Origin of the sequence: Sphingomonas lacusdianchii (genome assembly GCF_022664395.1) — a bacterium.
In the GTDB taxonomy this organism is placed as follows: Bacteria; Pseudomonadota; Alphaproteobacteria; order Sphingomonadales; family Sphingomonadaceae; genus Sphingomonas; species Sphingomonas lacusdianchii.
Map to the genome: position 1 here is coordinate 1 of NZ_JAKRET010000017.1, position 26,629 is coordinate 26,629.

The window sequence follows — 26,629 nt, forward strand, 5'->3', positions numbered from 1 at the left end:
GCCATTTGGAGGCAGGCTTGGGCGAGCGGATCGGTTTGTCGGATGAGGAATGGTCGCTGATCGGGCCGCTGCTACCGGCCGAGCGCGGACGTGGCTGTCGACCCGCTGGTAACAATCGGCCCTTCTTGGGGTCCGGTGAGAAAATGGTCAAAATCGTACGCTAAGGATCGGTCCTTAGCGTGTCATTCCGCCCCGAGCCGGGACCGATTAGGGTGCATAGATCGTGTGACGGGTTAGGTGACAACGTTCGATGCCGATCGAGGCGGACAGGCGCTCCGTCACACATACCTACGTTTGTGGAGCGTCCCGTTTCTCCATCTTCAACGGGCCGTTTTGGGAAAACCCATTCGGGAACAGATTTTGGGAAACCGGGGAGTCGCGACGCGCGCGATCGGCGCAGACTCCCCGGCTGTCTCGCTGGCCGTTCCTTTACGGGAACGCCGATCAGGCTCTGGTTAGCTCAGTTTTGCGCGTGATAGTCCAATGCTCCAGTCGTTTGTAGACGATCACCTTGTCGCCGATCAGATCTCCATGCCGGCGACAGAAGAGGTCGAGCTGATCGCGATCGCCGACCAGTTCGACACAGATCGTCAGATGCGGATCGGCAATTTCCGAGCCGTTCTCCCGGATCGGTTCGTGATTGCTGAAGCCGTAATGGGTATTTTGCGCGACGGCGTTGATGATGCCGTCCGCCTTCGCGGTGCGAATCAGCTCGCGATAGAGCGGCTTTGCCCCCCAGAAGCGACGCGGGCCGATCTTGTCGGACGGTTTCAGATAGATGCGCAGCATCCCGACTTCGCGGTGATGGACGGTGAAACGATTGGGCATGACGGGCTTTCGACAGGAAACAGGATCAGGCGCGCGTGCGCCGGCGAGAAGCGCGGTGCGTGCGGGCATCGCGCAGGGTCGCGTCGGGTGTGAGGTGTGCGGCAGGTACCTTTGGCACAGCGACGCGCTGCGACAGGTAGATGCCGTTGTGGCCTGAGCAGAGGTAGGCGACGAAGCACGCGACTGCGATCGGCACCGCATAGGCCGCGCCGAACAACTCGATCCCCATGAACGTGCAAGCCAGCGGTGTGTTGGCCGCGCCCGCGAACAGCGCGACGAAGCCGATCGCTGCGAATAGCCCCGACGGTACTCCGAACATCGGCGCGAGCGCATTGCCGAGCGCCGCGCCGATAAAGAACAGCGGCGTGACCTCGCCCCCCTTGAAGCCCGCGCTCAGGGTCACGACGGTAAAGAGCAGCTTCAGCGCCCAGCTCCACGAGTGCGTATCGGGACCAAAGAAGCTGGCGATGGTCAGGCTGTCCGGTGTCGCGGCGAGCGTACCCAGGCCAAGATAGTCGCGGGTTCCGAGCAGCCAGACCAGCGCAATCACGGCCAGCCCGCCGATAACGGGTCGTAGTGGGCCATAGGGGATCACGCGCTTCAACCATCCGCCCAGCGCGTGATTGGCCTCGGCAAAGGTCAGCCCGGTCAGACCGAAGGCAATGCCGGCGACACCGGCCTTGGCGACGAGCAGCGCGTCGACCGGCACCAGCGCATCGACATGGTAGACGCCGTGATGAATGCCCCAGGCAAGACAGGTCCAGTCACCGACCAGCGCCGCGACCAGGCATGGCACCAGCGCGCGATACTCGACCCGACCGATCGCCAGCACCTCCAGTGCAAAGACCGCGCCCGCAATCGGCGTCCCGAAGACCGCGCCGAACCCAGCCGCGATCCCGGTCATAAGGAGGGTGCGTGTCGCTTCCGCATCCAATCTGAGCGCGCGTCCAAACCCGCTGGCAAGACTGCCGCCCAACTGCACGGCGGTGCCTTCACGTCCCGCCGATCCCCCGAACAGATGTGTCACGACCGTGCCGAAGAAGATGAGCGGAGCCATGCGCAGCGGCACGCCGCCCCCCGGTTCGTGGATTTGCTCGACGATGAGGTTGTTGCCGCCTTCGACCGAGCGCCCTGTCAGATGGTAGAGCAGTCCGACCACGAACCCGCCGATCGGCAGCAGGTAGAGCAGCCAGGGAAAGGCGAAGCGAAGCCGGGTTACGGCGTCGAGGCTCCGCAGGAAGGCCGCGCAGAGCGTTCCCACCGCTGCGGCCATCGGGACCAGGATCAAAGCCCACCGCAGTACCGACGTGGCATGGGTGCGGCGATCGCGAATGAACGCTGCCATGTTGAACTGGTCATAGAGATTGCGAAATGTCGCGCGCACGATTCCTCCTTGCTGCCTTGCGGCGCCTGGTAGGAATCATCGGCCCTTGCGAGGGCGGTTCGACCGAATGGCCCGGCGGAAATCCATCGCCGTGCCTGCGCATATGCTGTCCGACCGCGACCCGGTCAACCAACCGCAGAAGCATGAGACTATCGTTTTGGTGAGGACCGATAAAATGGCTTTGGCCACGGAATAAACCCCGACGAGCATCGTCTACGCTTTCGAGACCGATGCGCTGGAGGCTTATGCGTAGACGAGATTGGATGCTGGGTCTGACGGCTTCGGCCCTACTTACCGGCGCAGTCGCGGCCGCCCCCGCCGATGGCTACGCTACCATGATGTCTGTCGCGATGGACCGGATGATGGCGGGCATGATGGTCAAGCCGTCCGGTGACGTCGACCGCGACTTCGTGGCGATGATGCTTCCGCATCATCAGGGTGCCATCGATATGGCGGTGGCGGAGCTGCGCTACGGCCATAACGAGCAGCTCAAGCGCATCGCGCAGGAAATCATCATCGATCAGCAGCAGGAGATCGCCGCCATGAAGCTGGCGATCGGCCAGCCGCTACCGCCTTCGACGCCAGCCCCGACGCAGGGCGGCGACCACCATAGCCCTATGGAGCACTGACATGATCCGGACCATCCTGCGCTCGGCCGCCTTGCTGATGAGCGCCGCACCGGGCCTCGCCATGGCCCAGCAGGCGCCGTGGAACGCTAAGGACATGCCCGTCAGCCACCGCGACCGCGTCTATGCGTCTGAACAATTCTCCAACACGGTGTCGGTGACCGACCCGGCCGACAACCGGCTGCTCGGCGTCATCAAACTCGGCGATCCCCAGCCGATGAACTTCTCCCCGCTCTACAAGGGACAGGTGCTGGTTCACGGCCTGGGCTTCTCGCCGGACGGGAAGACCTTGGCGGTCGTGTCGATCGGATCGAACGCCGTGTCGTGGATCGACACCGCCACCAACACCGTCAAGCACACGACCTATGTCGGGCGCAGTCCGCACGAGGCGTTCTTCACGCCGGACGGCAAGGAGGTGTGGGTCACGGTCCGCGGCGAGGATTATATCGCCGTGCTCGACCCCACGACGTACAAGGAGACGGGGCGCATCAAGACGCCCGGTGGTCCGGGCATGACGATCTTCTCTCCCGATGGCCGGTACGGCTATGTCTGCTCTTCGTTCAATCCGGTATTGGCTGTGTTCGATGTCGCGACCCACGCGCAGGTCGGACAGGTGGCGCAGCCAAGCCCCTTCTGCCCCAACATCGCCGCGACGCCGGACGGCAAGCAAGTGTGGTTTACGCTGAAGGACATCGGCAAGACGGTCGCATTCGATGCTCGGCCACCCTTCGCGATCCTGAAGGTGCTGGATACCGGGCCTATCACGAACCATGTCAATTTCGCCCGCACGGCCAAGGGGCAGTTCGCGTATGTGACGGTCGGCGGAGAGAATGTGGTCAAGGTGTTCCGCACGTCCGACTTCACGCCGGTGGCAACAATTCCGGTCGGCAAGATGCCGCACGGTGTTTGGCCATCGGGCGACGGCCGGCGCGTTTATGTCGGGCTAGAGAATTCCGATGAGCTGGCCGCGATCGACACTGCCGGCAACACGGTCGTCGCTACCGTGCCGGTCGGACAGGCACCGCAGGCGATCGCCTATGTGTCGAACGCAGTTCCGACAGGCCCCGGCACCGACAATCTCCAGCCGCTCGGCACAGCGGGCAAGGCGCTGCATCTGACCATGGGGCCGATTGGCGGCAAAGGTACGGCAAGCAGCATCACCCTCTTCGACCAGGGCATCATTCAGGTCGTGCAGAGTGCCGTTACCGGTTTGCAGCCCAAGAAGCCTTACATGCTCGTACTGACCGCCAATGCGGACGGCAGCGGCGCTGTAGAGCCGCTTGCGAACTTCATGAGCAACCCGGCAGGTGCGGCGATCGTCAACGCATCGGGTCCGATCCGCCAGATCGTTCAGGGCAGCACCGCGACACCCCGGCGCTTTCTGGCGGTTGCGGAGGTGGTGAACGGCGCGCCGGGGCGCATCGTGCAGGTGCAGCGCGACTGAGATGGACCCGCTTGCCGCCGCGATCGAACCGCTGATCCCCGGGCTGCGCCGCTATGCCCGGTCGTGGTTGCGCGACCGGGTGATGGCGGATGACGTGGTGCAGGATTGCCTGGAGCGCGCGGTCGGGCGCTGGCGACAGCGACGGGGTGCGGAGGTCCGCCCGTGGGTCTATGCGATCCTGCACAATTTGTTGGTCGATCATCAGCGGCAGCATAGCCGGCGAGGTACGGCGGTTCCGCTCCACCTCGTGGACGACGCCGCGCTCGGCCGCCCGGCCGATCAGGACACAGGCCTGCACCACCGCGACCTGCTGCGCGCGCTTGATGCGTTGCCTGAAGAACAGCGAACGGTGCTGCTCCTGGTCTCGGTCGAGGGCCTGCCCTATGCGGAGGTCGCTGCCGTAGTCGGCGTGCCGCTGGGCACGGTAATGTCGCGCATATCGCGGGGGCGCGACCGTCTGGCGACCCTCCTCCGGGAGGGTGAACGGCCGCGATTGAGGAGCGTGCAATGACCAGCCCGATCGGCGAGGACGATCTGGCCGCATGGATCGATGGCAGGCTGTCGCCCGAGCGGCAGCGCCTGGTCGACGCCTATCTTGAAGGCCAGCCGGACGTGCATGCCCGTGTGCGAGAGCAGGCGGAGCAGGCGCGAGCCCTTGCATCCCTGTTCGCCCCCGTCGCGGATGAACCGATCCCGGCGACGATGCGCGTGGCAGCGATCAGGGGACGGCAACGGCAACCGCGTTGGCAGCTCGCCATCGCCGCGTCACTTCTGCTGGCGTTGGGGTTTGGCGGTGGCTGGTCGAGCGCGCGGTGGAGCGGCGAACCCCGCGCGGGCATCGCGGCGCTGGCCAACGAGGCGAGTGATAATTTCCGTGTCTATGCCGCCGACCGGATACGACCGGCGGAGATCGGCCCCGACCAGCGCGCCATGCTGATCCGATGGACCTCCGCTCGATTGGGTGAGCGCGTCACGATCCCGGACCTCAGCACGGCCGGCTATCGCTATGGCGGGGGGCGACTGGTCGCGACGCCCCACGGCCCTGCGGCACTGCTCCTCTACGACGGACCGCAAGCGTCGAAACTTGCGGTGCTGACGAGGCCCATGCAGATCGACAAGACCGCGAGCATGACCAGCACGTCCAGCGGGACCATGGGCCGGGTCACATGGGCGGTTGATGGGATCGGCTATAGTGTGGTGGGCGAGCGACCCGCGGCCGAGTTGCATCCGATCGCCGACGAGGTCCGGCGCCAGGCCGATGCGGCGCTGGTGTCCTGATTGCACCTTGCCGCTTCCCGACGCCGACAGGCACCGGGCGATCCAGCGGGATCACGGCTTGCGCTCGACGTCCTTCCTGTCGGCCTCGGCCGGCGTCCGGCGAGCCCGCTCGCGGATGCGGCGTTCCAGCGGCGCACCGACGAACAGGACGAGCATTGCAAGGCTCACCCCGCCGATGATGAGCGGCCACACTGCCAACCCCGCTGCCGCGCCGATCGTGGCCGTCACCCAGATGCACGCGGCGGTCGCCAATCCATGCACTTCCTGACCCTGGCCGACCCGCAGCACCGCGCCGGCACCGATGAAACCGACGCCTGTCAGAATGCCCTGCATCGCCCGTCCTGCGGCGTCGGCGTTTACATTTGGCAGGCCACTATGCACGACCGCCTGCACGGCGATGCAGCTCGCCAGACCGACCAGACCCAGCGTTCGCAAGCCCATGATCTGCCGGTTCTCGCGCGAGCGTTCCCAGCCGAGCACCATCCCGGCCGCGGTCGCCACCACCAGCCGCCCGATCGCATCGATCCAGAAGCCGATGTCCGATGCCGCTGACGCTTCGATCATTCGACCAGCACGTGGACGTGATGCCAGGCGGTGCACAGATATCCGGCGAAGTTCCACATCGTGTCCGGCCGTTCGGGCTGTCCCTGTCCAGCCCCGTCGAAGGCGCGCACGACAAGGTGCTGGCGACCTTTGGCAAGCGTGGCGTCGAGGGTCCAGCGCCGCCAACCCCAGTGCGTCTCCGGATCATCGGCGAACGTCGCCTGTTGCCACTCGCGACCACCGTTTACCGACACTTCGACCCGAGAGACGCGGCGATCATAGGCGATGGCATAGCCCTCGATCCGCACCTCCCCGGCCGGCAGGCTTTCGCCAGAGCCGGGCACGCAGATCGCGGCGTTGAGCGGCATGGCATTGATGGTCAGACCCCGGCTCCAGTCGACGGTGTCGCTCGTCACATCGGCGGGAAACAGCTTGTAGTCGTGCGCCTGGATCGGTGCGTCGGAAGGCATGTCTCGCACCTCGATCCGTGTCAGCCATTTGGCGCTGCGCACGCCGGCATAGCCCGGCACCACCATGCGGAGCGGTGCGCCGTGTTCGGGCGTCAGCGGCTCGCCGTTCATCGCCCAGACGAGGAGGACGTCGGGCTGCCGCGCCTTGCTCATGGCGATCGATACCCCGAACAAGGCTTCCTCGCCCTCCACGTCCACCTCGTCCGCGCCGGTGAACGCCACGAACAGGTCGGACGCATCAGGTGCGCCGACCGCATCGAGCACATCGGCCAGGCGTACGCCGGTCCACTCTGCATTGCCGATCGCGCCGACATCCCAAGGATCACCCGACGTTTTTCCGACCTGCTGGAGGTCAGTGCGCCGGTTGCCGGCGCACTGGAGAACTGCCGTCACCGTCCGCGTGGGGAACGTAGCTTTCAGTTCCTCTACCGAGAAAGAGCGGCTCGCCATGCCCGTCCCGCTCACCTCGATCCGATGATTGGCGGGCAGATCCGGCACTGGCCCGTGGCTGCGCACGTAGAACAGCGCCTGCGGCGTCAGGAACCGCTCGATCAACGCACTGGGCGTCGGCTCGGCGTTGTAGGGATCGGATTTGCGCTCGATCATATCGGTCATGGACGAACAAACGCCGCAAGCGCGCGGATCGCTTCAAGTCTTCAAGACCATCACAGACGAAAGGCTGCCGATCGTTCCGATATCCAGATTGGAATGAGCAGATCAAACGGTTGGTCGTATCGATCAGATTGCGCGATATAAGCTGCATGACCCTGGAGCAGCTCAGAATATTCGTCGGTGTCGCGGAGCGCGAACACGTCACCAAGGCAGCGGAGGTGCTGAACGTCACGCAGTCTGCTGCCTCCGGCGCGATTGCTGCCCTCGAAGCGCGCTACGGGGTTCCTCTGTTTCACCGCGTCGGGCGTGGCATCCAGCTGACCGAAGCAGGCCGCGGCTTTCTGGAGGAAGCGCGCGCGGTGCTGGGGCGGGCAGCGCATGCCGAGACGATGCTGGCGGACTATGCCGGGCTTGCCCGTGGTTCATTGCGGATCGTCGCCAGCCAGACGATCGCGAGCTACTGGTTGCCGGCAAAGCTCGCCGCCTTCCACGAACGCCACCCGCAGATCGCGGTTGAGCTCGCGATCGACAACACCGAAGGTGCGGCAGCGCAGGTCCTGAGCGGCGCGGCGGAACTCGGCTTTGTCGAGGGCGAGGTGGACGAACCGGCACTCGCCCACTGGACTGTCGGGCGTGATCCGATGGTGCTGGTCGGCCGCGAGGACGCCGAACGTGTCGACGAGGCCTGGCTGCGCACTGAACGCTGGATCGTCCGTGAGCTGGGATCCGGTACGCGCTCGACCTTCGAGGACGTGCTGCGAACGCGCGGGTTTGATCCGGCCCAGCTGACGATAGCGATGACGCTGCCGTCCAACGAGGCGGTGCGTACCGCGGTCGAGGCCGGTGCCGGCGTTGCCGTCTTGTCGCGATTGGTCGTAGCTCGTGCGCTCAAGGCCGGTGACCTTGTCGAGCTGCCGCTCGGGCTGCCCGACCGCGCCTTTCACGCGCTGCGCCACAAGGAACGCTATCGCACCCGCGCGGCCGACGCGCTGACGGACCTCATCAAGGAGCAGGTCGCATGACTGCCGACACGCACTCCGTTCTGAGCGGCCTCAAGCCGCTCAGCCGGCTCGATCACCCCCGCGAGATGATCCGCCAGTTCACGCCCAACTGGTTCGCCGCGACGATGGGCACGGGCATCCTCGCGCTCGCACTGCCGCAGGTACCCGGCATTGGACCCTCGCTGAAGCCATTCGGCGAGGTGTTGTGGTTCTTCAACATCGCACTCTTCGCGCTGTTCGCCGGCCTCTATGGCGCGCGCTGGGTGATGTTCGGGCATGAGGCGCGGCGCATCTTCGGGCACAACACCGTGTCGATGTTCATCGGGACCATCCCGATGGGGCTGGCGACAATCATCAACGGCTGCCTCGCCTTCGGCATCGCGCGGTTCGGGAATGGCATCGTACCGGTCGCGCAGGTCTTGTGGTGGATCGACGTCGCCATGTCGCTCGCCTGCGGCGTGCTGATCCCGTACCTGATGTTCACCCGCCACGAGCATAGCCTGGACGGCATGACCGCGGTATGGCTGCTGCCGGTCGTCGCTGCCGAAGTGGCGGGTGCCAGCGGCGGGCTGCTCGCGCCGCATCTGGCCGATCCCCACGCGCAGCTAGTCACGCTTGCGACCTCCTATGTGCTGTGGGCCTATTCGGTGCCGGTCGCGTTTGGCATCCTCGCCATCCTCATCCTGCGCATGGCACTCCATAAGTTGCCGCATGAAAGCATGGCGGCATCCTCCTGGCTGGCGCTGGGACCGATCGGCACGGGTGCTCTGGGCATGCTGGTGCTCGGGGCGGACGCGCCGGCGATCCTCGCGGCGCACGGGCTGGCCGGTGTCGGTACCGTCGCGGAAGGGATCGGCGTTGTGGCCGGACTCTGCCTGTGGGGCTTCGGCCTGTGGTGGCTGGCGCTCGCGACGCTTATCACCATCCGCTACTGGCGCGCCGGCGTCCCGTTCAACCTGGGCTGGTGGGGCTATACCTTTCCGCTCGGCGTCTACACCGTCGCCACCTTCCGCCTAGGCACGACGCTGAACCTCGGTTTCTTCGGTTTCGTCGGCACGGTGCTGACGGTTGCGCTTGCGGCGATGTGGCTGCTCGTCGGCGCCAAGACGCTGGCCGGCGCATGGCGCGGCAACCTGTTCGTCTCACCCTGCATCGCCACCCCGAACTGATCCGCCATGATGATCGGATCAGTCGGTCCGATCACTTGCGAAACGCCCCTTCGATCCGCCAGCGTGGCTGGCCACAGGAGAGCCTTGTCATGTACAATTTCGACGCCGGACTGGCGAGTGAGACCAGCCGTCGCCGCTTTCTCAGGCATGCCGCGCTCGGTACCGCCGGCCTTGCCGCCGCGCCGGCACTGGCGCAGCAGCTCGTCGACCTGAAGCTGCCTGGCGGCAATGCCGAACGGCCGATGACCAGCGCCTTTCCCGGCAAGGGCAGCATGATCCTCCAGCGTGTCCATCCGCCCTTGCTGGAAACGCCGATGGACGTGTTCGACAAGTCGGTGTTCACGCCCAACGACCAGTTCTTCGTCCGCTGGCACTGGGCCGACATCCCGACCTCGATCGATGTCGAGACTTTCCGCCTCAACGTCTTCGGCCACGTCAACCGACCGCTGTCGATCAGCCTCGCCCAGCTGCTGCGCCTGCCGCGGGTCGAGATGGCGGCGGTCAACCAATGCTCGGGAAACAGCCGTGGGCTGTTCCAGCCACGTGTTGCCGGCGCGCAATGGGGCAACGGCGCGATGGGCAATGCCAAATGGCTCGGTGTGCGCCTGCGCGACGTGCTCGACCTCGCCGGGGTCAAGACAGGCGCGGTGCAGGTGCGCTTCGGTGCGCTCGATCAACCGGTCGTGGCGGGCGCCCCTGACTTTGAGAAGGCGCTCGACATCGACCATGCCCGCGACGGCGAAGTGATGATCGCCTTCGGCATGAACGGCGAGCAGCTGCCGCTCCTCAATGGCTTTCCCTGCCGGCTGATCGTGCCGGGCTGGTACTCGACCTATTGGGTCAAGATGCTGAACTCGATCGAGGTACTGCCCGGCCCCGACGACCAGTATTGGATGGCCAAGGCCTACAAGATCCCCGCGACGCCGGGCGCGAATGTCGCGCCCGGCGCCAGAGACTTCCCGACTGTCCCCATCAACCGCATGATCCCGCGCAGCTGGATGACCAGCCTGCCCGATGGCCAGACGATAGCCTATGAGGCATCGATCCCGGTCGGCGGCATCGCGATGGGCGGCGACTGCGGCGTCGCCAAGGTCGATGTGTCGTCGGACGGAGGCCGCACCTGGTACAGGACGACGCTCGGAGCGGACGAGGGCAGGTACAGCTTCCGTCGGTGGGATGGTCGCGTGCCGCTGCGACGCGGTGCCAACCCGATCATGGTGCGCTGCTGGAACACCAACGGTGTCGCCCAGCCGATGAAGCCGATCTGGAACCCGGGCGGGTTCATGCGCGGCAATATCGAGACCACCACCATCATCGCGGCCTGAGGAGCGAGTAGCATGAAGACCCCGTCTCCCGGCATCATGGCTGCTGGCCTGATCGGCCTGACCGGCATTATCCTCGTCTCGATCGGGGCGCCGAGCAGCCGCAAGGCGCCTGCCCCGATCTCCGAGACATCCGAGCCGGCACCGCCCACCAGCGTCTCAGCCCGCGGCTTTTCGCTCGCCTCGACCAGCGTCGACCTGCCGGTCGATGACGCTACCTACCCCGATGGTCCGCACGCCGACGTCATCAACGCCAACTGCACTTCGTGCCACTCGGCCAGCATGGCGCTAACTCAGCCTGCGCTATCGGTGGATCAGTGGAAGGCGACCGTCACCAAGATGCGTGAGGTGTACAAGGCGCCGGTGGCCGAAAAGGACGTCGACGCGATCGTTGCTTATCTCATCGCTATGCCGAGCCAGAAAGCGGCACCCGCAACCGGCAAGGCACAGGATCCCGACCCCAAGGTGGCTCCTGATGTCTCAGGTGGAACCGGATAAGCAAACCTCTCGCATAACCTAAAAAGGCGATTTCGACAGACGATCGGCAGCCTTCAGTAGGACTTTTTCAACAGCCACGGACGGTTTTGACACCGACTTGCTGTTTACTGGCCTATAGGCTAGGGGGGTATCCTATGTCACATTTGTCTCAAACCAATGTCGATCTGGTCGCCCGCGTTCGTCGCATCGCCGGACAAGTCGGCGCGGTCGAGCGAGCACTTCAATCGGACTCGTCGTGTTCCGACGTGCTCCATCTGGTTGCCGCCGTGCGCGGGGCGGTGAATGGCCTCATGGACGAGATTATCGCCGAACACCTCGAAGCGCATGTGTCGCGGCCCGGCCTCGATGATGCCGAGCGGGCGGCAGGTGCCGAAGAACTGCTGGCGGTGATCCGCCGCTACGCCAAATAGGACGCTTTTCATGGCGGCTTTGCCCGAAATCGACGCCTTCACGCACGACCATGTATTCCTGGGCGCGGCGCACGACGACAATGCCCGCCGGACCCTGTGGGTCGTGGCGCTTACCGCCGGGATGATGGTGGTGGAGATCATCGCCGGTTATCTGACCGGCTCGATGGCGCTGCTCGCCGATGGCTTTCACATGGCGACACACGCGGGCGCGCTCGGGGTCGCCGCGGCCGCTTACGCCTATGCCAAGCGCCATGCCTCCAGCCGGGCCTATAGCTTCGGCACGGGCAAGGTCGGCGACCTGGCCGGGTTCGCGTCGGCGATGGTGCTGGGCCTGATCGCGCTCGGGATCGGTGTCGAGTCCATCCTTCGCCTGTTTCAGCCGATCACGGTCGCATTCGGGGAAGCGACGCTCATCGCGGTGGTCGGTCTGGGCGTGAACATCGCCTGCGCCTTCCTGCTCTCGGGCGGGCACCATCACGGGCACGACCATCATCACGGGCATGACCACCATCACGGGCACGGGCATGCGCACGGCGCGCATGGCGGTGACAACAACATGCGCTCCGCCTATGTCCATGTCCTGGCCGACGCGCTCACCTCGGTTCTCGCCATCGCCGCGCTGCTGGCGGGCCGCTATCTCGGCTGGGTGTGGATGGATCCGGTGATGGGCATCGTCGGTGCGATCGTCATCGCGCGCTGGTCATGGACGCTGATGCGCGACACGGCGTCCGTGTTGCTCGATGCGACCGATCATCATGTAGAGGAGGAAGTGCGCGAGTTGGTCGAGGCGCCAGGCGACGCGCGTATCACCGATCTTCATGTCTGGCGCGTCGGTCCGGAAGCCCACGCCGCGATCGTCAGCGTCGTAGGCGGGCAGGGCGTGACCGGCGACGATATCCGCGCCCGCCTCGCACCGGTTCATGAAATCGCGCACCTGACCGTCGAGTGCCGCTAGCCCTCGAAGGCGGTCAGGATCGGGCATGGTCCCTCCGCTCCTGACCCGCATTCATGTGCGAGCCGGCGAAGCGAGGCGCGCACCCGCTCAAGCTCCTCGATCTTCGCATCCAGTTCGGCAATGCGCTCGCCCGCGAGCTGGCGCGCGCGGGCGCGATCGTCGGTCGCATCCAGCGCCAGAAGCTCACCGATCTGCTCGAGCGTGAAACCGGCTGCCTGCGCCGAGCGGATGAAGCGAAGGCGGCGGGCGTCATCGGTGCCGTAGCGCCGGATGCCGCCTCCGGCGCCAGCCCCGGTCGGCCGGTCTGGCTCGTCCAGCAAACCGCGACGCTGATAGTAGCGCACCGTTTCGACGCCGACGCCGCCCTCGCGCGCGAGCGCCGCGATCGTCATGCCGGTCATGCCTTGACTCCGTACTATGGTACGGACCCTATATAGGCGGGGCGAGGATATTGGAGAAGCGGCATGGCGAGCGCCCCCGCCAAACAGGCGACGATCTACCGGATGGTGATGCCGGAACATACCTGCCCTTTCGGGCTGAAGGCGAAGGATCTTCTGCGCCGGGAAGGCTATGCGGTCGATGACCATTGGCTGATGACGCGGGAAGAAACCGACGCTTTCAAGGCGACGCACGGCGTCAAGACGACCCCGCAGATCTTTATCGCCGGGGAGCGGGTCGGCGGCTATGACGATCTGCGCCGCTTCTTCGGCAAGATGGTCCGCGACCCCAAGGCCGTCACCTATCGCCCGGTGATTGCCGTGTTCGCGATGACGGCGCTGATGGCGCTCGCCGCCAGCTATGCGGTACTCGGCACGCCCTTCACGGTGCGGGCGGGTGAATGGTTCATCGCGTTCTCGATGTGCGCTCTGGCGATGCTCAAGCTCCAGAACGTCGAGAGCTTCTCGAGCATGTTCCTCAACTACGATCTGCTCGCGAAGCGCTGGGTGCCCTATTCCTATGTCTATCCCTACGCGGAAGGAGCGGCGGGCGTCCTGATGGCAGCCGGCGCGTTGACCTGGCTGTCGGTGCCCGTCGCGCTCGTTATCGGTACGATCGGCGCGGTGTCGGTGTTCAAGGCCGTCTACATCGACAAGCGTGAGCTGAAATGCGCGTGCGTGGGCGGGGACAGCAACGTGCCGCTCGGCTTCATCTCGCTCACCGAAAACCTGATGATGGTCGCGATGGCGCTGTGGATGATCGCTGCGCCGCCCGTGCTGGCGATGGCGCACTGACGCGAAGGTCGGCACGCGTCGTCAATGCGGGCTGATCGCCGTAACTTCTGCCGTCATACCCTTCGCCTTGGCGGTGAATGCGACCCGCTGCCCCGACCGCAGTCCCTTGAGCAGGGTCGGGGGGGATGCCCGGAAGGTCATCGTCATTGCGGGCCAGCCGATCGTCGGGATCGGGCCGTGCTTGATGGTTACGGTTCCACCTTTCGCGTCGACGGCAGTGATCGTCCCCGATCCGCTGCCGGATTTTACAGCCGATGCAGCCGGCCTGCTGCCTTGAGCAAGAGCGCTCGCTGCGATCGGCGTGACTAGTAGCATGAATGCGGCGCGCATGGAGAAAGTGGCTTTCATCAGATCTTCCTTTCGGGGCGGGTTGAAGCTCGCCGCCGCAAGAGCAAGTAGGCGGCTGGCAGGATGAACATGGAGAGGAAAGGGGCGGTCAGCATTCCACCGATCATCGGCGCGGCGATCCGGCTCATCACCTCCGATCCGGCGCCATGCCCGATCAGCACGGGGAACAGCCCGGCGACGATGACAGCGACGGTCATCGCCTTGGGACGTACCCGCAACAGCGCGCCCTCCCTGATCGCTTCCGATACTTGCTCGCCCGACGGTGACGGCCCGCGCTCGGCCAATGCGTGTTTCAGGTAGATCAGCATGACGACGCCGAACTCCGCCGACACGCCGGCGAGCGCGATGAACCCGACACCTGTGGCGACCGATTGCGCATAGCCGAGCAGCCATAATGTCCAGATGCCGCCGGTCAGCGCGAAGGGCAGTGTGCCCATGATAAGCGCCGCCTCGTCGAGGCGACCGAAGGTAAGGTAGAGGAGAAGGAAGATGATCGCGAGTGTCGCCGGCACGACGAGCATCAACCGAGCCTCGGCACGCTGCAGATACTCGAATTGTCCGGAATAGGCGATCGAGACGCCGGGGCTGAGCCGAACATCTTTGCCAACAGCACGGCGCAGATCGGCGACCGTGGAGGCCAGGTCGCGCCCGCGCACGTCGACATAGACCCATGTCGAGAGTCGACCATTTTCCGTCTTGAGCATCGGTGGACCTTCCGCGATCGACACGGATGCGACGGTGCCGAGTGTGATCTGCTGACCCGATGCGGTGACGATTGGGAGAGTTCGCAGTCCCTCCAGACTGTCACGCAGCTCGCGGGGGTAGCGGACGCTGATCGGGTAGCGGGCAAGGCCCTCCACCGTCTGGCCGATCGTCTCGCCGCCGATCGCGCCGGACACAATCTCCTGCACATCGGCGATGTTGAGACCGTAGCGCCCCGCGGTCACCCGATCGATATCGACATCGACATAGCGGCCTCCGGTCAACCGTTCTGCCAATGCCGAGCTGACGCCCGGCACGGTCCTGGCGACACGTTCGATGCTGCCGGCGATGCGGTCCAGCTCGGAGAGGTTGGACCCCGACACTTTCACCCCGATGGGACTCTTGATGCCGGTCGCGAGCATATCGATCCGATTGCGGATCGGAGGCACCCATACGTTCGTGAGGCCGGGCACGCGCACTGTGCGGTCCAGCTCCTCCACCAGCTTTGCCGGCGTCATCCCCGCGCGCCATTGATCGCGCGGCTTGAATTGGATGGTCGTCTCGAACATCTCGAGCGGTGCCGGGTCGGTCGCGGTCTCGGCGCGCCCGGCTTTGCCGAACACGGTTTTGACCTCGGGAACGGTTTTTATCAGCCGGTCTGTGCGCTGGAGCAGGGCCGAGGCGCTCGCGGCCGAAAGGCCGGGAAGCGCGGACGGCATGTAGAGCAGATCGCCCTCATCCATCGTCGGGATGAACTCGCCACCCAATCGGGTCAGCGGCCATGCCGTCGTCGCCAGTACCAGGGCGGCGATGCCGATCGCCGCCCAAGGCCGCGCCAACACGCGGTCGAGCGCCGGGCGATAGGCACGGGTGAGCACGCGGTTGATAATGTTGTCGTTCTCGGCCGGAATGCGTCCCCGGATCAGCCATCCCATCAGGACCGGCACGAGCGTTACCGACAGGATCGCCGCTGCCGCCATCGCATAGCTCTTGGTGAAGGCGAGCGGGGCGAACAGCCGTCCCTCCTGCGCTTCGAGCGTGAACACCGGCACGAACGACAGCGTGATGATGACGAGGCTGAAGAACAGCGCCGGCCCGACCTCGGCCGCGGCCTCGGTGATGACGCGCCAGCGTTCCTCGCCCGCCAGCGCCACGCCCGGATGGTCGTGTTCCCATCGCTCGATCCGCTTGTGCGCGTTCTCGATCATCACGATCGCGGCATCGACCATCGCGCCGATCGCGATGGCGATACCGCCCAAAGACATGATGTTGGCGTTCACCCCCTGCACACGCATGACGAGCAAGGCCGCGAGCACCCCCAGAGGCAAGGTGACGATCGCGACCAGCGCAGACCGGACATGCCACAGAAACAACCCGCAGATGATCGCGACGACGACGAACTCCTCGATCAGCTTGCCCGTCAAATTCTCCACCGCGCGGTCGATCAATTGCGAGCGGTCATAGGTGGTGACGATCTCGACGCCGGGGGGAAGGCTCGCTTTCAGTTCCGCGAGCTTGGCCTTGACGGCTTCGATCGTCTGCCGTGCATTCTTGCCCTGACGCAGGATGACGACTCCGCCCGCGACCTCGCCTTCGCCGTTCAGCTCGGCGATGCCGCGGCGCATCTCGGGGCCGATCTGGATCGACGCGACGTCGCCCAAGGTAACGGGGACGCCGGCACCGGCGACCTTGAGCGGGATCGCGCGGAAATCGTCGACGGTGCGCAAGTAACCTGACGCGCGCACCATATATTCGGCTTCGCCCAGCTCGAGGACGGACCCGCCGGCCTCCTGATTGGCGCGGCGAATGGCATCGACGGCCTGAGTGTGCGTGACACCGAATGCGGCGAGCCGCGTCGGGTCGAGCAGCACCTGATATTGCTTCACCATTCCGCCGATGCTCGCCACCTCCGCAACGCCGGGCAGCGTTTTCAGTTCATAACGTAGGAACCAGTCCTGCAAGGATCGGAGCTGCGACAGGTCACGGCGGCCGGTGCGGTCCAACAGCGTGTATTCATAGACCCAGCCGACCCCCGTCGCATCAGGACCCAGCGCGGCCTGCGCGCCTTGGGGAAGCCGTCCCTGCACCTGGCTCAGATACTCCAGCACGCGTGAGCGCGCCCAATAGAGGTCGGTCCCATCCTCGAAGAGGACATAGACGTAGCTGTCGCCGAAGAACGAATAGCCGCGCACGGTTTTCGCGCCAGGCACGGACAGCATCGTCGTGGTGAGCGGATACGTCACCTGGTTCTCGACGATCTGCGGGGCTTGGCCCGGCCAGCTCGTGCGGATGATGACCTGCGTGTCGGACAGGTCGGGGAGCGCATCGACGGGGGTGGCACGCATTGCGAACACCCCGGCCATGGCGAGCGCGATGGCCGCCAGGACGACGAGGAAGCGGTTCGCGACCGACCAGCGGATGATCGCGGCAATCATCGCCCAGCCTCGCGCGTCATGCGGCGCAGCGTTGGACCATCGGCGGGTTGATCAAAGCCGAACCGCACCCGCTCACCCTTGCGATACCCACGCACCAACGCGGGATCGGCGACGCGGAACGTCATTGTCATGGCCGGCCAGCCGATCGCCGGAACGGGCTGATGGGACAGGGTGACGGAACTGCGATCGATCGCCTCGATGCTGCCGACCGTCTCGTAGATCGACGCGGTGGGTTTCACGGCCGGCTTTGTTGCGGGTGACGCTTCGACACCAATCGGACGCGCATCGAGGCCAGCGAGGCTCGCTTCGGAGTCGATCAGGAACTGGCCCGACGCGACAACCTTCTCACCCTCGGTCAGGCCGGCGACTATCTCGGTTTTGCCGCCGCCTTCTGCGCCAGTGCGAACCTCGGCGGGTCGAAAGCGTCCACCCGGCCCTGCCAACATGACGAGTGTGCGCCGGCCGGTCCGGATCACGGCCTCACTCGGAACAAGGAGTGCATCGCGGCTCCCCTGGTCGAGCGCCACGCTGGCGAACATACCGGGGCGCAACCGGCCGGCACGGTTGGGGAGCTCGACGCGGATTGTGAGCGTGCGGCTCGCTGCCTCGGCCTGGGGCAGGATCGCAGCGATGCGGCCCCTGAAGCTTTCGCCCGGGAAAGCCGCCAGCGTGGCGATGACGGGCGTGCCGATCCGCAGGTTTCCTGCGAGGGCCTCAGGGACAGCCGCGTTCAGCCACACGGTGGCGAGGCCGTTCACCTCCGCCAGTGTCTGTCCTTGCGCGACCGTCATCCCCTGTCGGACGCCGAGCGTCTTGATGACGCCCCCCACGGGCGTGCTGATCGTCGTCACACCTTGCGGTCGGCCGCGCCACTCCGCCGATGCAATCGATCCGGCGGGCATCCCGAGAAGCAACAGGCGCTCTCGTGCCGCCCGCGTGAGCCCGGCATCCCCGGTGCGGCGCACGGCGAGATACTCCGCCTGCGCGCCCGCCCATTCGGGCACAAGGATATCGGCGAGCGGGGCGCCTGCCGGCACGACATCGCCTGGCGCGCGCGCATAGACGCGCTGAACGAAGCCGCCGCTGCGTGCCTGCACGACCGCAACGTTGCGGTCATTGAACTCGATGCTGCCGGTTGCCGAGGCCGAGTTTGACAACGATCCGCGTTCGACCGTGACGATCCGCGCGCCGAGCCGCTGGAGGCTGGCCGGATCGATCGCTACGCCCGGTGCGGCGCTACCGCCTGCGCCCTCGTCGGCATAGCGGGGGATCAGTTTCATCCCCATCGACGAGAGACCCGGGCCGTCGTGCCGCTCCCCCGGGATCATCGGATCATACCAGTAGAGGATCTTCTTCTGCGGGGCTGGGGATGCCGTTTGATCGGCAGCCGAGGACGTGCCAAGTTTCGCGAGCCCGAAGCCCACGCCCCCTGCGACCAGCACCAGCGCGCTTACCGCGGTGACAAGGCGGGCGCGGGTAATGGTAGTGTCGCTCATCGATCGGCGCTCCCGAAGGTAATGGTGAGGCGGACAGAGTCTGCGGCGACGAGCGCCTCACGGTCGAGCACGGTCAGCTCGGCGTCGGCGAGCGCGGTCTTGGCTTCGATGGCATCCGCAAGACTCGCGCGACCGGCAGAGTAGCTCGCTATCTCCAGATCGGCTCGCTTCCGAGCGAGCGGAAGGAGCACGTCGCGCGCGCGCTGCCATTGGCTGTGATGCATTTGGTGGTCCGCCAGCGCGGCCTCCAGATCGGCTGCCAATGTGCGCCGGGTTTCTTCGCGCGCGGCCTCGGCCTGCGCCTGTGCGGATTTGCGGGCTTCGATGCGCGGGTTCTGACGCGATCGAGCGAACAGCGGCAGGCTCATCGAAACTCCCGCCGACACCATGTCGCCATACCGGGGGTCACGGCGTTGATAAGCTACCTCTACCCCCCCAATCGGGTCGCTTCTCCGCTCGCGCCGCATCCACGTCGGCCTGGGCGCGCTGAATACCGGCCTCGGCGAGAACCATGTCGGAGTGAAGGCTGAGCGCGTCCCGCAGCCGCGCCGGAGCCAGATCGATCGCGGGCATATCGCCGGCAATCTCGGGCGCCGATACGCCGGTCCAGCGAGCCAGCATCGCGCGGGCGCGCGCAACGGCGGCCATCAACTCGTCGCGGCGGTCGTCGAGTGCCGCGATCTCCTGATCGGTCGTCAGTGTCTGACCAGGGCGGACCGAACCGGTCGTCACGGCGGCCCGCGCAGCGGAAGGGAGAGATCGAAGGAATAGCAGAACGGTGTCGAGGGCAGCTAGTCGACGCTCGGCATAAGCAAGGTCGATCCATGCCTGCCCCGCTCCCAATCGCACCTCCCGGAGCTTGGTCGCTTGCGATGCTTCTGCCGTTGCGATCACGGCGCGTGCCTGCGCTTGCGCGGCATGACGCTTGGCAAGGTTGGGTAGGTCCTGTTGGAAACCGACACGCCCCATCGTCATGTCGTCTCTGGATAGGGAGAAGGCGGGTGGCCCAGAGACAGGATAATTCTCGATTCCGATCGACACACGGGGGTCCGGAAGGCTTCCCGCCGCACGTGCATCGGCTTGGGCGGCGCTGACCCCCGCGCGACCGGCAACCGCTCCCGGGGCGTTGGCAACCGCATCGCGCAGCGCTTGGTCATAGGTAAGTGTCTGCGCGTGCGCGGCGCTCGTCGTGAGCGCGGCGACCGCGAGCATCATGGATGCGCGCATCCCTCTAGTCCCTTCATGTCATAATGATGGCCGGGCTCCAAATGGTTGATCGGAGCCCGGCACCTGTTCAGGCTCGCCAGCTTAAGTTGACTGGCCGCCCTTCATTGACATGCAGGCGTCGCGACCGCGTTCCATCATCGGGCACACGCAGGCGCTCGACTGGGGAACGTCCGTAACCCATACGCGACGTGGGGCTTGAAGCGGCGCCCGCGGGCCCGGCTGGTAATTGGAACGCCACTCCCAATGACCATTGCTTTTATTTTCAGATGTGGCCGCCGTCGCTGCCGACGCGGCGAGGCTAGCGGCAAATACCGCCAAGATGAACGTTTTCATGTCACTTTCCAATTTGATCGAGATTTAAAATCGGCAGAGCCGCAACCGGCGAACGGCTGCAGCCTGACACGGCTTGACTCGATCAAACGGTAGGCGGTTCGGGCTCGGGAGCGACGTTGAGGCCGGCAAGTGCCCGGCTGGCAGGCCAGATAACGATTTGAGATGCGATCGAGCGCTTCAGCACTCTTGCCGGCTTCTCAAACGTCATGGGAACAACGCATCCCATTTGGGCGATACACGCCAGCGTCAGTCCTTTGCATGGGTGTTCCGATGACGGATCCGGGGTCGCCATACCCGCGCAATCCATGCGGGATGGGGTGACATGGCTCATCGCCATCTTGGGTGAGAGCGATGGGCCGGCCGCATACGCAATTCCTTGGCCCAAAAGGCCAAGCAACGCTCCAACAAGAAGCAAGAGAGAAAGACGAGCTTTCAACACCCGGATACTATCCCAATTGTCAACGCCGAGGTCAATACGGGTGGTTTGCCGGGTGCCGTAGTGCCGGCATGAAGCGCCGGGGAAGATTTGCCGCTCACAAGACAACCTGTCGTTTAGGCGCCGTGGCTAGCAAAGACACGCCGGCCAGCGGCACCGAACGCAATGACGTCATAGGGCTGGGTTCTCATGCCGGGCACCTCCATGCCCGGTGAGCCCATCGGCATTCCGGCCACGGCCAAGCCGCGCACGCCTTTAGGATGCTGGGCCAGCGCGCGCTTCATGTCCGCGATCGGGACATGTCCCTCAAACGCCATGCCGTCGATGATCGCGGTATGGCAGGACGCGAGGTCAGCGGGCAGGCCGATCTTACGCTGCAGCACCTCACGGCGATCATCGTCGATGATCTGGACCTTGCGGCCGAACTGCTGACGCACCTGCGCCGCCCATTTCTCGCAACAGCCGCAACCCGGATCGCGGTGCATGGCGATGTCGGCCGCGGCCGATGCGACCGCTGGGATGGTCATTAGCAAGGCGGCGACGGCGCCACGAACACCATTCTTCATCATCAGCTCCTAAAAGGAAATCCCCGCCCTGCCGGGGGGTAGGGGGATCGACAGGGCGGGGCAGCGCTCCCTTATTGCGGGCGCTTGCCGTGCTTGCTGAGCCACGCCTGCAGCTCGGCAATATCCTTTTCCTGTTTCGTGATCGTCATCTGCGCCATGCGCTTGGTCTCGGCGTCGCGCGCGTCACGCACCGCAACGCGCGACATGGCGATGGCGCCTCGGTGATGCTCGATCATCTTGCGCGTCCACATTTCGGCCGCGTCGCCCTGCTTGGCCGCCATCATCTTCTGATGCATGTCCATCTCGGCCTGGCCGTAGGGATTGCCGGCCATCATGCCCGCCATGTCGTCGTGGTTCATGCCGGCCATCTGACCGTGGTTCATGCCCTGCATTCCGCCGCTCTGCTGCGCGAGGGCGGGCGTGGCGAGCAGCGCCAAAGCTGCGAATGTTGGTGCGAAGCGCATTATTGATCTCCCTGGGTTCTAAGACTTCTACGCGTGCGAGGCGGCTATCCCTCACCCGGGGTGCTAGAACGCGCGAGAAATTGTCAGGAAACAGGACTTTATTTCCGAGGGCTACGCTCCTGAGCCGCGTATATTATGCCTCGATCACGATGTTGCGACGCCGCGTTTTGGGCCATCGCATGTAGAGAAGCACTGCCCCCCCTAACCAAAGCGCAAGCCCACCGATCGCGAAGGCGAGCAGCCAGGGCGTGTTGAAGTTCTCGTGATTCGTCCAATCCATGATGTGAAGGCCCCAGAAGAAGTCGTAGAGCCGCCAAGTGCCGGTTCGGACAGCCGAGATCCGACCGGTGTCGGCCGCGACAAAGACGCGGGTGGAATCGAGGTCGGCGAACGCGACGCGCCAGGCGGGGAGCGTGCCGCGATATTCGGGGCTGGCGCGCTCGATCCGCTCTACCTTCGCCGCTGGTCGAGCACCGCCACGCCATGCCAAACGCGCGATCTCCTCGGCCTCACGAGCCGTTGGTGCTGGCAGCGCTTGGCCCGTCGCGGCGTCGAACAGGCGCGTTCCCTTGGCTGTCGCGACCTCGGCGACCGGGCGGCCAAGCCACATGCGATAGGTGATGGCCTCGATGGGCGCATCTGCTGCGCCTACGATCGCCGATGGTGGGGCGAACGTGCTGCCGCGGGGAAGGGGCGCCGCGGCTTTGCGGTCAACGAGGTGATCGCCATGCACCCGATCGATCGGCAGGAAGCTCATCAGGGCGCCGCTTGCGAACCATAGCAGGAGCTGCGCGCCGATGATGATCGCGAGCCATTTGTGCGTGCGGCTCGCGAGTAGATGCAGCCTCAGTTTCGCGCTTTTCAGAACCACTCCTCCCTCAACCTCGTCGCCGGGGTCACTTCATACCCGGCATGTCCTTCATCATCTCGTCGTGATCGGCCGGGGCGCTCGCGACCAGTGCCTTATACTGTTCGGGCGTCATGCCGGGGAGCTTGCGGACGAACGCGACCATATTCCAAATTAGGGGGTCGGGATGCGTCTTGCCCCATGCCGGCATGGCGCTGAGCTTCACCCCGTGCTTGATGATCCAGAATTGCTGGGCGGGGGTGAGATCTTGAGCGCGCGCGAGTTCCGGCGCCTGTGGATAGAGGCCCTGGCTCATCTCGGATTTCTCGACGCCGGGGCCGAGATGGCAACCGGAACACATTTCTCCGTAAAGGCCCGCGCCGACTGACACGCGCTGCGCCGATGCCAGATCGGCCGGGGGTGTTATGCCGCGCGCGCGTGCCTCAATCGACCGATCGCGCAGGCGTTCGAGCATTGAATAGACCGCCGGCGTGTGCGGTTCGTCGGCCGCGATGTTATACACGCCAAGGTAGATAAACGCGGCTGCGCCCAGCGCCAGGACGATCGCCAGGGCGCCTACGAACGGCAGGCTCGGGAAGTGCTGCCTTATCGAGCGCCTGCCGTCTTGAGCCATCTGTTCCTCCATCGATCAGAACCAGACACGAACGCCGGCGACGATGCTCTTGGACGTTGCGCGATCCCCATCGGCGCGCGCGTAGCGGGCGGTGTCGCCGAAGCGGCGATCCCATGACACGCCGACATAGGGGGCGAACTCGCGCCGGATCTCATAACGCAGCCGCAATCCAAGCTCGGCGTTGGATAGGCCCGATCCGATCCGGTTTTCCGGCACGTCCTGCGCAGCGAAATTGAGCTCGGCGCGCGGTTGCAGGATCAGCCGCTGGGTGATGCGCTGGTCGTAATAGCCCTCAAGCCGCCCTAGCAGGTCGCCCTTGTTGGACAGGAATACCGCGCCCTCTAGCTCGAAGAAGCCCGGTGCCAGCCCCTCCAGCCCGACGGTCGCATAGGTGCGTTTCGGGGACGGCCCCAAATCCTGGCGGACACCCGCTTGTAGATTGAAATAAGGGCCAATGGTCCGGCTATAGAGCGCCTGCACCTCGGCGCTCTCGATGCCCTCGCGGAAGGCTCCCTCGCCCTCAGACTTGATGAAGAGGCGGTTGATGTCACCCCCGAACCACGCCTCGCCATCCCAGCGATAGCCGTCACGACCGTTGCGGAATTGATACTCAGCGAGGTTCAATAGCACCTGGCTGAAGTTTTGACCGCCGTGATGCTGCTGAAGGTGATGGCGACCCATCGCCATCGCGTCCGCGCCGTAAACGCTGTCGGCCGCATGGTCGGTCGGCAGGGGCGGGGCGGGGGCGTTTCCTGCGGGAAGCGCGGTGCCAGTCTGCTGCACCCCATCGGCCGCCATGCCTGGCATTCCGGCCATTCCCGACATGCCCTGCATGTCGTGGCCGCTGTGCTGGTCGGCTGGCATGGTCATCCCCGGCATCGCCGAATGGTCCATGCCCTGCATCGGCTGCTGGGAGCCCTGAGGGACCGTTTGGCCGTTTCCGGGCATCTGCATCCCCGGCATGGCTTCCATGCCCTGCTGTGAGCCCTGCGGAGCCGCATGGTCCATGCCGGGCATAGACGAGTGATCCATGCCCGGCATGGTCCCGTGATCCATACCATTCATGCCGGCCGTTGGCGCGGCGCGGCGTTTCGTCGTCGAAGCTGATGGTCGCCTCGCAGGAGCTGACCTAGTCTTGGCCGGCTTGCCTTTGGCCGTGGGCTTCACCACCGGCTTCTTTTTCGCAGGCATCGGCATGGTCATGCCCGGCATTGCCGAATGATCCATGCCCTGCATCGACTGAGCGGCGACAGGACCGGCGATGCCGAGCATGGTGGTGGCGGCGAGCGCCGCGGTCAGCCGGTTCATGCCGCCTCTCCCGCGAACGGGCGAACGGTGACGACGCGCATCATGCCTGCGGTCATGTGGTAGAGATTGTGACAGTGGAACGCCCAATCGCCGGGTGCATCGGCGGTCAGATCAAAGGTCATCTTGCCTCCAGGCGGCACGTTGACGGTGTGCTTGCGCGGCGCATGATTGCCGTGCCCCGTCACCAGCTCGAAGAAATGGCCGTGGAGATGGATGGGGTGCGGCATCATCGTATCGTTGACCAACGTCACCCGCGCCCGCTCGCCTTTGCGGAACGGGATGGGGTCGGCGGGATCGCTCAGCTTCTGCCCGTCGAAGCCCCACATGTAGCGCTCCATGTTACCGGTCAGATGGATCTCGAACTGACGCGACGGCGCGCGCACGTCGGGGTTGGGCGCGAGCGAAACGAGGTCGCGATAGGTGAGGACGCGGTGATCCAGGCCCCCCAGACCCTGGGGCGGTTCACCGCTACGGTCCTTCGGCATCGGGGAGATGGTCTGCACGCCCGGCCCCATCTTCACGCCCGGCGCATTCTTCGGGTCGCGCATGTTCATGTTCATGCCGCCACCCGACCCGTGGTCCATCCCGGCCATGCCGCCAGCCTGGCCCGATCCGCCCGACATGGCACTATGGTCCATGCCGGCCATGCCAGCACCGCCCGCTGCCATTTGGCTATGGTCCATCCCGGGCATTACAGCGCCGCCCATCTGGCTGTGGTCCATGCCCGACATGCCGGACATGCCCGCCATCGCTGCGCCTGCCGCGACCGTCCCGTGATCGGTCGGCCCCTTCCAGCCCGTCAGCTTCCAAAGATTGCGCGAGGCGTTCTGCATCAAGGTGGGGTCCGGCCCGCGCGTGGCGACCGGGCTCTCGTCCTTCATGCCGGACATGCCCTGCATCCCGCCCATGCTCCCCATGTCCATGCCCATATCGGTCATGGTCAGCAGCGTGCGCGGACGAAGCGGCGGGACCGGGGCGACCATCCCCTCACGCGGGGCGAGCGTCGCCCGGCCCATGCCGGAGCGATCGATAGCCTCGGAGACGAAGCTGTAGGCCCGGTCCTCGGGCGTCACGATCACGTCGAACGTCTCGGCAACGCCGATCTGGAACTCGTCGATCTTCACCGGACGGACATTCTGCCCATCGGCCTGCACGACGGTCATCGGCAGGTCGGGGATGCGGACGTTGAAGTTGGTCTGCGCCGCGGCGTTGATGATCCGCAAGCGGACCCGCTCGCCCGGCTTGAACAGCCCCGTCCAGTTGTCATACGGCCCGTAGCCGTTGACCAGGAAGGTATAGGTCGAGCCGGTGACGTCGGCGATGTCGGCGGGGTCCATTCGCATCTTTCCCCACTCGATCCGGTCCTTGAGCGGCATTTCCCGACCCGCGAGCAAGCCCGCGAGGGTCGGCCGCTGATAGTTGAAATAGGCGCCGCCCATCTGCTTCAGCTTCCGGAAAATCTGCTCGCCGGTCATCTGGCTGTGGTCGGACAGCACGATCACATGCTCGCGGTCGAACGCGATCGGATCGGCACCGGCCGGGTCGATCACGATCGGCCCGTAAAGTCCGCCCTGCTCCTGCTCGCCGGAATGGCTGTGATACCAGTAGGTGCCCGACTGGATGATCGGGAACTCGTAGATGAAGGTCGAGCGCGCCTTGATGCCGGGGAAGCTGATGCCGGGCACGCCGTCCATCGCGAACGGCACGAGCAGCCCATGCCAGTGGATCGAACTGTCCTCGTCGAGATTGTTGGTGACGGAGAGGCGGACCTTTTGCCCCTCCTTCAAGCGAATGAGAGGGGCCGGCACCGTGCCGTTGACGCCGATTGCGGGCGTCGACTTGCCGTCGACGGGAAGTCTGAAACTGTCGATCGTCAGCGCGATGTCAGTGCCCGAGACGGTCGGCAGCGGTTTGACGATCCCGCCCGAGACAGGCTGCGCCCACGCGGGCATATAGGCGGTCAGCGCCATGCCACCGCCAGCAAGGGCGGCGCCGCGAAGCATCTGGCGGCGATCGATAGTGCGGCTCATACGGTCCTCAAGGCTCTCGAACGGGAGTGTC

27 protein-coding genes and 1 riboswitch are annotated in these 26,629 nt (G+C 65.4%); of the genes, 11 read left to right on the plus strand and 16 right to left on the minus strand.

Annotated features, from left to right (window positions below):
* Nucleotides 1-444: 444 nt before the first annotated feature.
* Complete coding sequence (locus tag MF607_RS18365) at nt 445-897, minus strand: DUF190 domain-containing protein (protein WP_204200589.1); 453 nt, start codon at nt 895-897, stop codon at nt 445-447.
* Entirely contained in the window at nt 854-2,212 is a 1,359-nt protein-coding gene (locus MF607_RS18370) for a voltage-gated chloride channel family protein (RefSeq protein ID WP_042489218.1), read from the minus strand. Before MF607_RS18370 ends, MF607_RS18365 begins: the two co-directional genes overlap by 44 nt.
* A 23-nt stretch (nt 2,213-2,235) precedes the next feature.
* Nucleotides 2,236-2,312: riboswitch (Fluoride riboswitch) on the minus strand.
* Nucleotides 2,313-2,475: 163 nt separating this feature from the next.
* On the opposite strand from MF607_RS18370, the gene MF607_RS18375 reads away from it, so the two are divergent.
* Genes MF607_RS18375 through MF607_RS18390 form a run of 4 tightly spaced genes read left to right on the plus strand, consistent with a single transcriptional unit; the run spans nt 2,476 to nt 5,560 of the window.
* Complete coding sequence (locus tag MF607_RS18375; protein ID WP_219994278.1) at nt 2,476-2,841, plus strand: DUF305 domain-containing protein; 366 nt, start codon at nt 2,476-2,478, stop codon at nt 2,839-2,841.
* Between the two features lies 1 nt (nt 2,842).
* Entirely contained in the window at nt 2,843-4,282 is a 1,440-nt protein-coding gene (locus MF607_RS18380; protein WP_007406255.1) for a YncE family protein, read from the plus strand.
* A 1-nt stretch (nt 4,283) separates the two neighbouring features.
* The gene (locus tag MF607_RS18385) at nt 4,284-4,793 is read left to right on the plus strand and encodes an RNA polymerase sigma factor (protein ID WP_007406239.1); all 510 of its coding nucleotides are present in this window, start codon (nt 4,284-4,286) and stop codon (nt 4,791-4,793) included.
* Complete coding sequence (locus MF607_RS18390) at nt 4,790-5,560, plus strand: anti-sigma factor family protein (protein ID WP_007406229.1); 771 nt, start codon at nt 4,790-4,792, stop codon at nt 5,558-5,560. The genes MF607_RS18385 and MF607_RS18390 overlap by 4 nt, the downstream gene beginning before the upstream one ends.
* Nucleotides 5,561-5,611: 51 nt before the next feature.
* Here the strand turns inward: MF607_RS18390 and MF607_RS18395 are convergent, their stop codons facing one another.
* Both MF607_RS18395 and MF607_RS18400 read right to left on the minus strand, forming a co-directional pair.
* Nucleotides 5,612-6,124 carry an MgtC/SapB family protein gene (locus MF607_RS18395; RefSeq protein ID WP_058733712.1) on the minus strand — a complete coding sequence of 171 codons (513 nt, stop codon included), beginning with the start codon at nt 6,122-6,124 and terminating at the stop codon, nt 5,612-5,614.
* Nucleotides 6,121-7,188: a molybdopterin-dependent oxidoreductase gene (locus MF607_RS18400; RefSeq protein ID WP_058733711.1), complete on the minus strand. Its 1,068-nt coding sequence runs from the start codon at nt 7,186-7,188 to the stop codon at nt 6,121-6,123. The genes MF607_RS18395 and MF607_RS18400 overlap by 4 nt, the downstream gene beginning before the upstream one ends.
* 146 nt (nt 7,189-7,334) lie before the next feature.
* Between MF607_RS18400 and MF607_RS18405 the strand changes: the two genes are divergently transcribed.
* From MF607_RS18405 to dmeF, 6 genes are all read left to right on the plus strand, one after another.
* Complete coding sequence (locus MF607_RS18405) at nt 7,335-8,207, plus strand: LysR family transcriptional regulator (protein ID WP_058733710.1); 873 nt, start codon at nt 7,335-7,337, stop codon at nt 8,205-8,207.
* Entirely contained in the window at nt 8,204-9,355 is a 1,152-nt protein-coding gene (locus MF607_RS18410) for a TDT family transporter (RefSeq protein WP_125960888.1), read from the plus strand. The genes MF607_RS18405 and MF607_RS18410 overlap by 4 nt, the downstream gene beginning before the upstream one ends.
* An 89-nt stretch (nt 9,356-9,444) precedes the next feature.
* Nucleotides 9,445-10,680, plus strand: a complete 1,236-nt coding sequence (locus MF607_RS18415) for a molybdopterin-dependent oxidoreductase (RefSeq protein ID WP_125960889.1) — start codon at nt 9,445-9,447, stop codon at nt 10,678-10,680.
* A 12-nt stretch (nt 10,681-10,692) separates the two neighbouring features.
* Nucleotides 10,693-11,175, plus strand: coding sequence for a hypothetical protein (locus MF607_RS18420; RefSeq protein ID WP_125960890.1), 483 nt, complete (start codon nt 10,693-10,695; stop codon nt 11,173-11,175).
* Between the two features lie 134 nt (nt 11,176-11,309).
* Nucleotides 11,310-11,585: a metal/formaldehyde-sensitive transcriptional repressor gene (locus MF607_RS18425; RefSeq protein WP_081609170.1), complete on the plus strand. Its 276-nt coding sequence runs from the start codon at nt 11,310-11,312 to the stop codon at nt 11,583-11,585.
* Nucleotides 11,586-11,595: 10 nt separating this feature from the next.
* Nucleotides 11,596-12,540 carry a CDF family Co(II)/Ni(II) efflux transporter DmeF gene (gene dmeF, locus MF607_RS18430; protein WP_017980771.1) on the plus strand — a complete coding sequence of 315 codons (945 nt, stop codon included), beginning with the start codon at nt 11,596-11,598 and terminating at the stop codon, nt 12,538-12,540.
* On the opposite strand, the gene MF607_RS18435 is transcribed toward dmeF, so the two are convergent.
* Nucleotides 12,537-12,941 carry a MerR family transcriptional regulator gene (locus MF607_RS18435; protein ID WP_017980772.1) on the minus strand — a complete coding sequence of 135 codons (405 nt, stop codon included), beginning with the start codon at nt 12,939-12,941 and terminating at the stop codon, nt 12,537-12,539. The two genes, dmeF and MF607_RS18435, sit on opposite strands and share 4 nt — an antisense overlap.
* Before the next feature lie 63 nt (nt 12,942-13,004).
* Between MF607_RS18435 and MF607_RS18440 the strand changes: the two genes are divergently transcribed.
* Entirely contained in the window at nt 13,005-13,772 is a 768-nt protein-coding gene (locus tag MF607_RS18440) for a glutaredoxin family protein (RefSeq protein WP_125960891.1), read from the plus strand.
* A gap of 21 nt (nt 13,773-13,793) precedes the next feature.
* On the opposite strand, the gene MF607_RS18445 is transcribed toward MF607_RS18440, so the two are convergent.
* From MF607_RS18445 to MF607_RS18495, 11 genes are all read right to left on the minus strand, one after another.
* Nucleotides 13,794-14,120 carry a copper-binding protein gene (locus MF607_RS18445; RefSeq protein ID WP_017980774.1) on the minus strand — a complete coding sequence of 109 codons (327 nt, stop codon included), beginning with the start codon at nt 14,118-14,120 and terminating at the stop codon, nt 13,794-13,796.
* A complete protein-coding gene (locus MF607_RS18450) occupies nt 14,120-17,257 on the minus strand; it encodes an efflux RND transporter permease subunit (protein WP_018251208.1) in 3,138 nt (1,045 codons plus the stop codon). The genes MF607_RS18445 and MF607_RS18450 overlap by 1 nt, the downstream gene beginning before the upstream one ends.
* Nucleotides 17,254-18,753: an efflux RND transporter periplasmic adaptor subunit gene (locus tag MF607_RS18455; protein WP_061780583.1), complete on the minus strand. Its 1,500-nt coding sequence runs from the start codon at nt 18,751-18,753 to the stop codon at nt 17,254-17,256. The genes MF607_RS18450 and MF607_RS18455 overlap by 4 nt, the downstream gene beginning before the upstream one ends.
* The gene (locus MF607_RS18460; RefSeq protein WP_347340900.1) at nt 18,750-19,121 is read right to left on the minus strand and encodes a TolC family protein; all 372 of its coding nucleotides are present in this window, start codon (nt 19,119-19,121) and stop codon (nt 18,750-18,752) included. Before MF607_RS18460 ends, MF607_RS18455 begins: the two co-directional genes overlap by 4 nt.
* 37 nt (nt 19,122-19,158) lie before the next feature.
* On the minus strand, nt 19,159-19,968 hold the full coding sequence (locus MF607_RS18465; RefSeq protein WP_242121617.1) for a TolC family protein: 810 nt from the start codon (nt 19,966-19,968) through the stop codon (nt 19,159-19,161).
* A gap of 897 nt (nt 19,969-20,865) precedes the next feature.
* Nucleotides 20,866-21,318, minus strand: coding sequence for a DUF411 domain-containing protein (locus tag MF607_RS18470; RefSeq protein WP_017980778.1), 453 nt, complete (start codon nt 21,316-21,318; stop codon nt 20,866-20,868).
* A 68-nt stretch (nt 21,319-21,386) separates the two neighbouring features.
* Nucleotides 21,387-21,779: a DUF305 domain-containing protein gene (locus tag MF607_RS18475; RefSeq protein ID WP_042469554.1), complete on the minus strand. Its 393-nt coding sequence runs from the start codon at nt 21,777-21,779 to the stop codon at nt 21,387-21,389.
* 133 nt (nt 21,780-21,912) lie between these two features.
* Nucleotides 21,913-22,650 (minus strand): PepSY domain-containing protein, encoded by a 738-nt coding sequence (locus tag MF607_RS18480; RefSeq protein WP_017980780.1) that lies wholly within the window; start codon nt 22,648-22,650, stop codon nt 21,913-21,915.
* Nucleotides 22,651-22,675: 25 nt separating this feature from the next.
* Complete coding sequence (locus MF607_RS18485; RefSeq protein ID WP_017980781.1) at nt 22,676-23,272, minus strand: c-type cytochrome; 597 nt, start codon at nt 23,270-23,272, stop codon at nt 22,676-22,678.
* 3 nt (nt 23,273-23,275) lie between these two features.
* A complete protein-coding gene (locus tag MF607_RS18490; protein WP_024310688.1) occupies nt 23,276-24,568 on the minus strand; it encodes a copper resistance protein B in 1,293 nt (430 codons plus the stop codon).
* Nucleotides 24,565-26,598 (minus strand): copper resistance system multicopper oxidase, encoded by a 2,034-nt coding sequence (locus MF607_RS18495; protein ID WP_017980784.1) that lies wholly within the window; start codon nt 26,596-26,598, stop codon nt 24,565-24,567. The genes MF607_RS18490 and MF607_RS18495 overlap by 4 nt, the downstream gene beginning before the upstream one ends.
* Between the last annotated feature and the right edge of the window lie 31 nt (nt 26,599-26,629).

Excerpts from the sequence above, each read along its gene's own strand:
- MF607_RS18465 (WP_242121617.1), bottom strand. The coding sequence starts at position 19,968 with ATGATGCTCGCGGTCGCCGCGCTCACGACGAGCGCCGCGCACGCGCAG.
- dmeF (WP_017980771.1), top strand. The coding sequence starts at position 11,596 with ATGGCGGCTTTGCCCGAAATCGACGCCTTCACGCACGACCATGTATTC.
- MF607_RS18490 (WP_024310688.1), bottom strand. The coding sequence starts at position 24,568 with ATGAACCGGCTGACCGCGGCGCTCGCCGCCACCACCATGCTCGGCATC.
- MF607_RS18410 (WP_125960888.1), top strand. The coding sequence starts at position 8,204 with ATGACTGCCGACACGCACTCCGTTCTGAGCGGCCTCAAGCCGCTCAGC.
- MF607_RS18460 (WP_347340900.1), bottom strand. The coding sequence starts at position 19,121 with ATGAGCCTGCCGCTGTTCGCTCGATCGCGTCAGAACCCGCGCATCGAA.
- MF607_RS18455 (WP_061780583.1), bottom strand. The coding sequence starts at position 18,753 with ATGAGCGACACTACCATTACCCGCGCCCGCCTTGTCACCGCGGTAAGC.
- MF607_RS18400 (WP_058733711.1), bottom strand. The coding sequence starts at position 7,188 with ATGACCGATATGATCGAGCGCAAATCCGATCCCTACAACGCCGAGCCG.
- MF607_RS18485 (WP_017980781.1), bottom strand. The coding sequence starts at position 23,272 with ATGGAGGAACAGATGGCTCAAGACGGCAGGCGCTCGATAAGGCAGCAC.
- MF607_RS18475 (WP_042469554.1), bottom strand. The coding sequence starts at position 21,779 with ATGCGCTTCGCACCAACATTCGCAGCTTTGGCGCTGCTCGCCACGCCC.
- MF607_RS18420 (WP_125960890.1), top strand. The coding sequence starts at position 10,693 with ATGAAGACCCCGTCTCCCGGCATCATGGCTGCTGGCCTGATCGGCCTG.
- MF607_RS18375 (WP_219994278.1), top strand. The coding sequence starts at position 2,476 with ATGCTGGGTCTGACGGCTTCGGCCCTACTTACCGGCGCAGTCGCGGCC.
- MF607_RS18415 (WP_125960889.1), top strand. The coding sequence starts at position 9,445 with ATGTACAATTTCGACGCCGGACTGGCGAGTGAGACCAGCCGTCGCCGC.
- MF607_RS18425 (WP_081609170.1), top strand. The coding sequence starts at position 11,310 with ATGTCACATTTGTCTCAAACCAATGTCGATCTGGTCGCCCGCGTTCGT.
- MF607_RS18395 (WP_058733712.1), bottom strand. The coding sequence starts at position 6,124 with ATGATCGAAGCGTCAGCGGCATCGGACATCGGCTTCTGGATCGATGCG.
- MF607_RS18470 (WP_017980778.1), bottom strand. The coding sequence starts at position 21,318 with ATGATGAAGAATGGTGTTCGTGGCGCCGTCGCCGCCTTGCTAATGACC.
- MF607_RS18495 (WP_017980784.1), bottom strand. The coding sequence starts at position 26,598 with ATGAGCCGCACTATCGATCGCCGCCAGATGCTTCGCGGCGCCGCCCTT.
- MF607_RS18385 (WP_007406239.1), top strand. The coding sequence starts at position 4,284 with ATGGACCCGCTTGCCGCCGCGATCGAACCGCTGATCCCCGGGCTGCGC.
- MF607_RS18390 (WP_007406229.1), top strand. The coding sequence starts at position 4,790 with ATGACCAGCCCGATCGGCGAGGACGATCTGGCCGCATGGATCGATGGC.
- MF607_RS18450 (WP_018251208.1), bottom strand. The coding sequence starts at position 17,257 with ATGATTGCCGCGATCATCCGCTGGTCGGTCGCGAACCGCTTCCTCGTC.
- MF607_RS18440 (WP_125960891.1), top strand. The coding sequence starts at position 13,005 with ATGGCGAGCGCCCCCGCCAAACAGGCGACGATCTACCGGATGGTGATG.
- MF607_RS18445 (WP_017980774.1), bottom strand. The coding sequence starts at position 14,120 with ATGAAAGCCACTTTCTCCATGCGCGCCGCATTCATGCTACTAGTCACG.
- MF607_RS18405 (WP_058733710.1), top strand. The coding sequence starts at position 7,335 with ATGACCCTGGAGCAGCTCAGAATATTCGTCGGTGTCGCGGAGCGCGAA.
- MF607_RS18435 (WP_017980772.1), bottom strand. The coding sequence starts at position 12,941 with ATGACCGGCATGACGATCGCGGCGCTCGCGCGCGAGGGCGGCGTCGGC.
- MF607_RS18365 (WP_204200589.1), bottom strand. The coding sequence starts at position 897 with ATGCCCGCACGCACCGCGCTTCTCGCCGGCGCACGCGCGCCTGATCCT.
- MF607_RS18380 (WP_007406255.1), top strand. The coding sequence starts at position 2,843 with ATGATCCGGACCATCCTGCGCTCGGCCGCCTTGCTGATGAGCGCCGCA.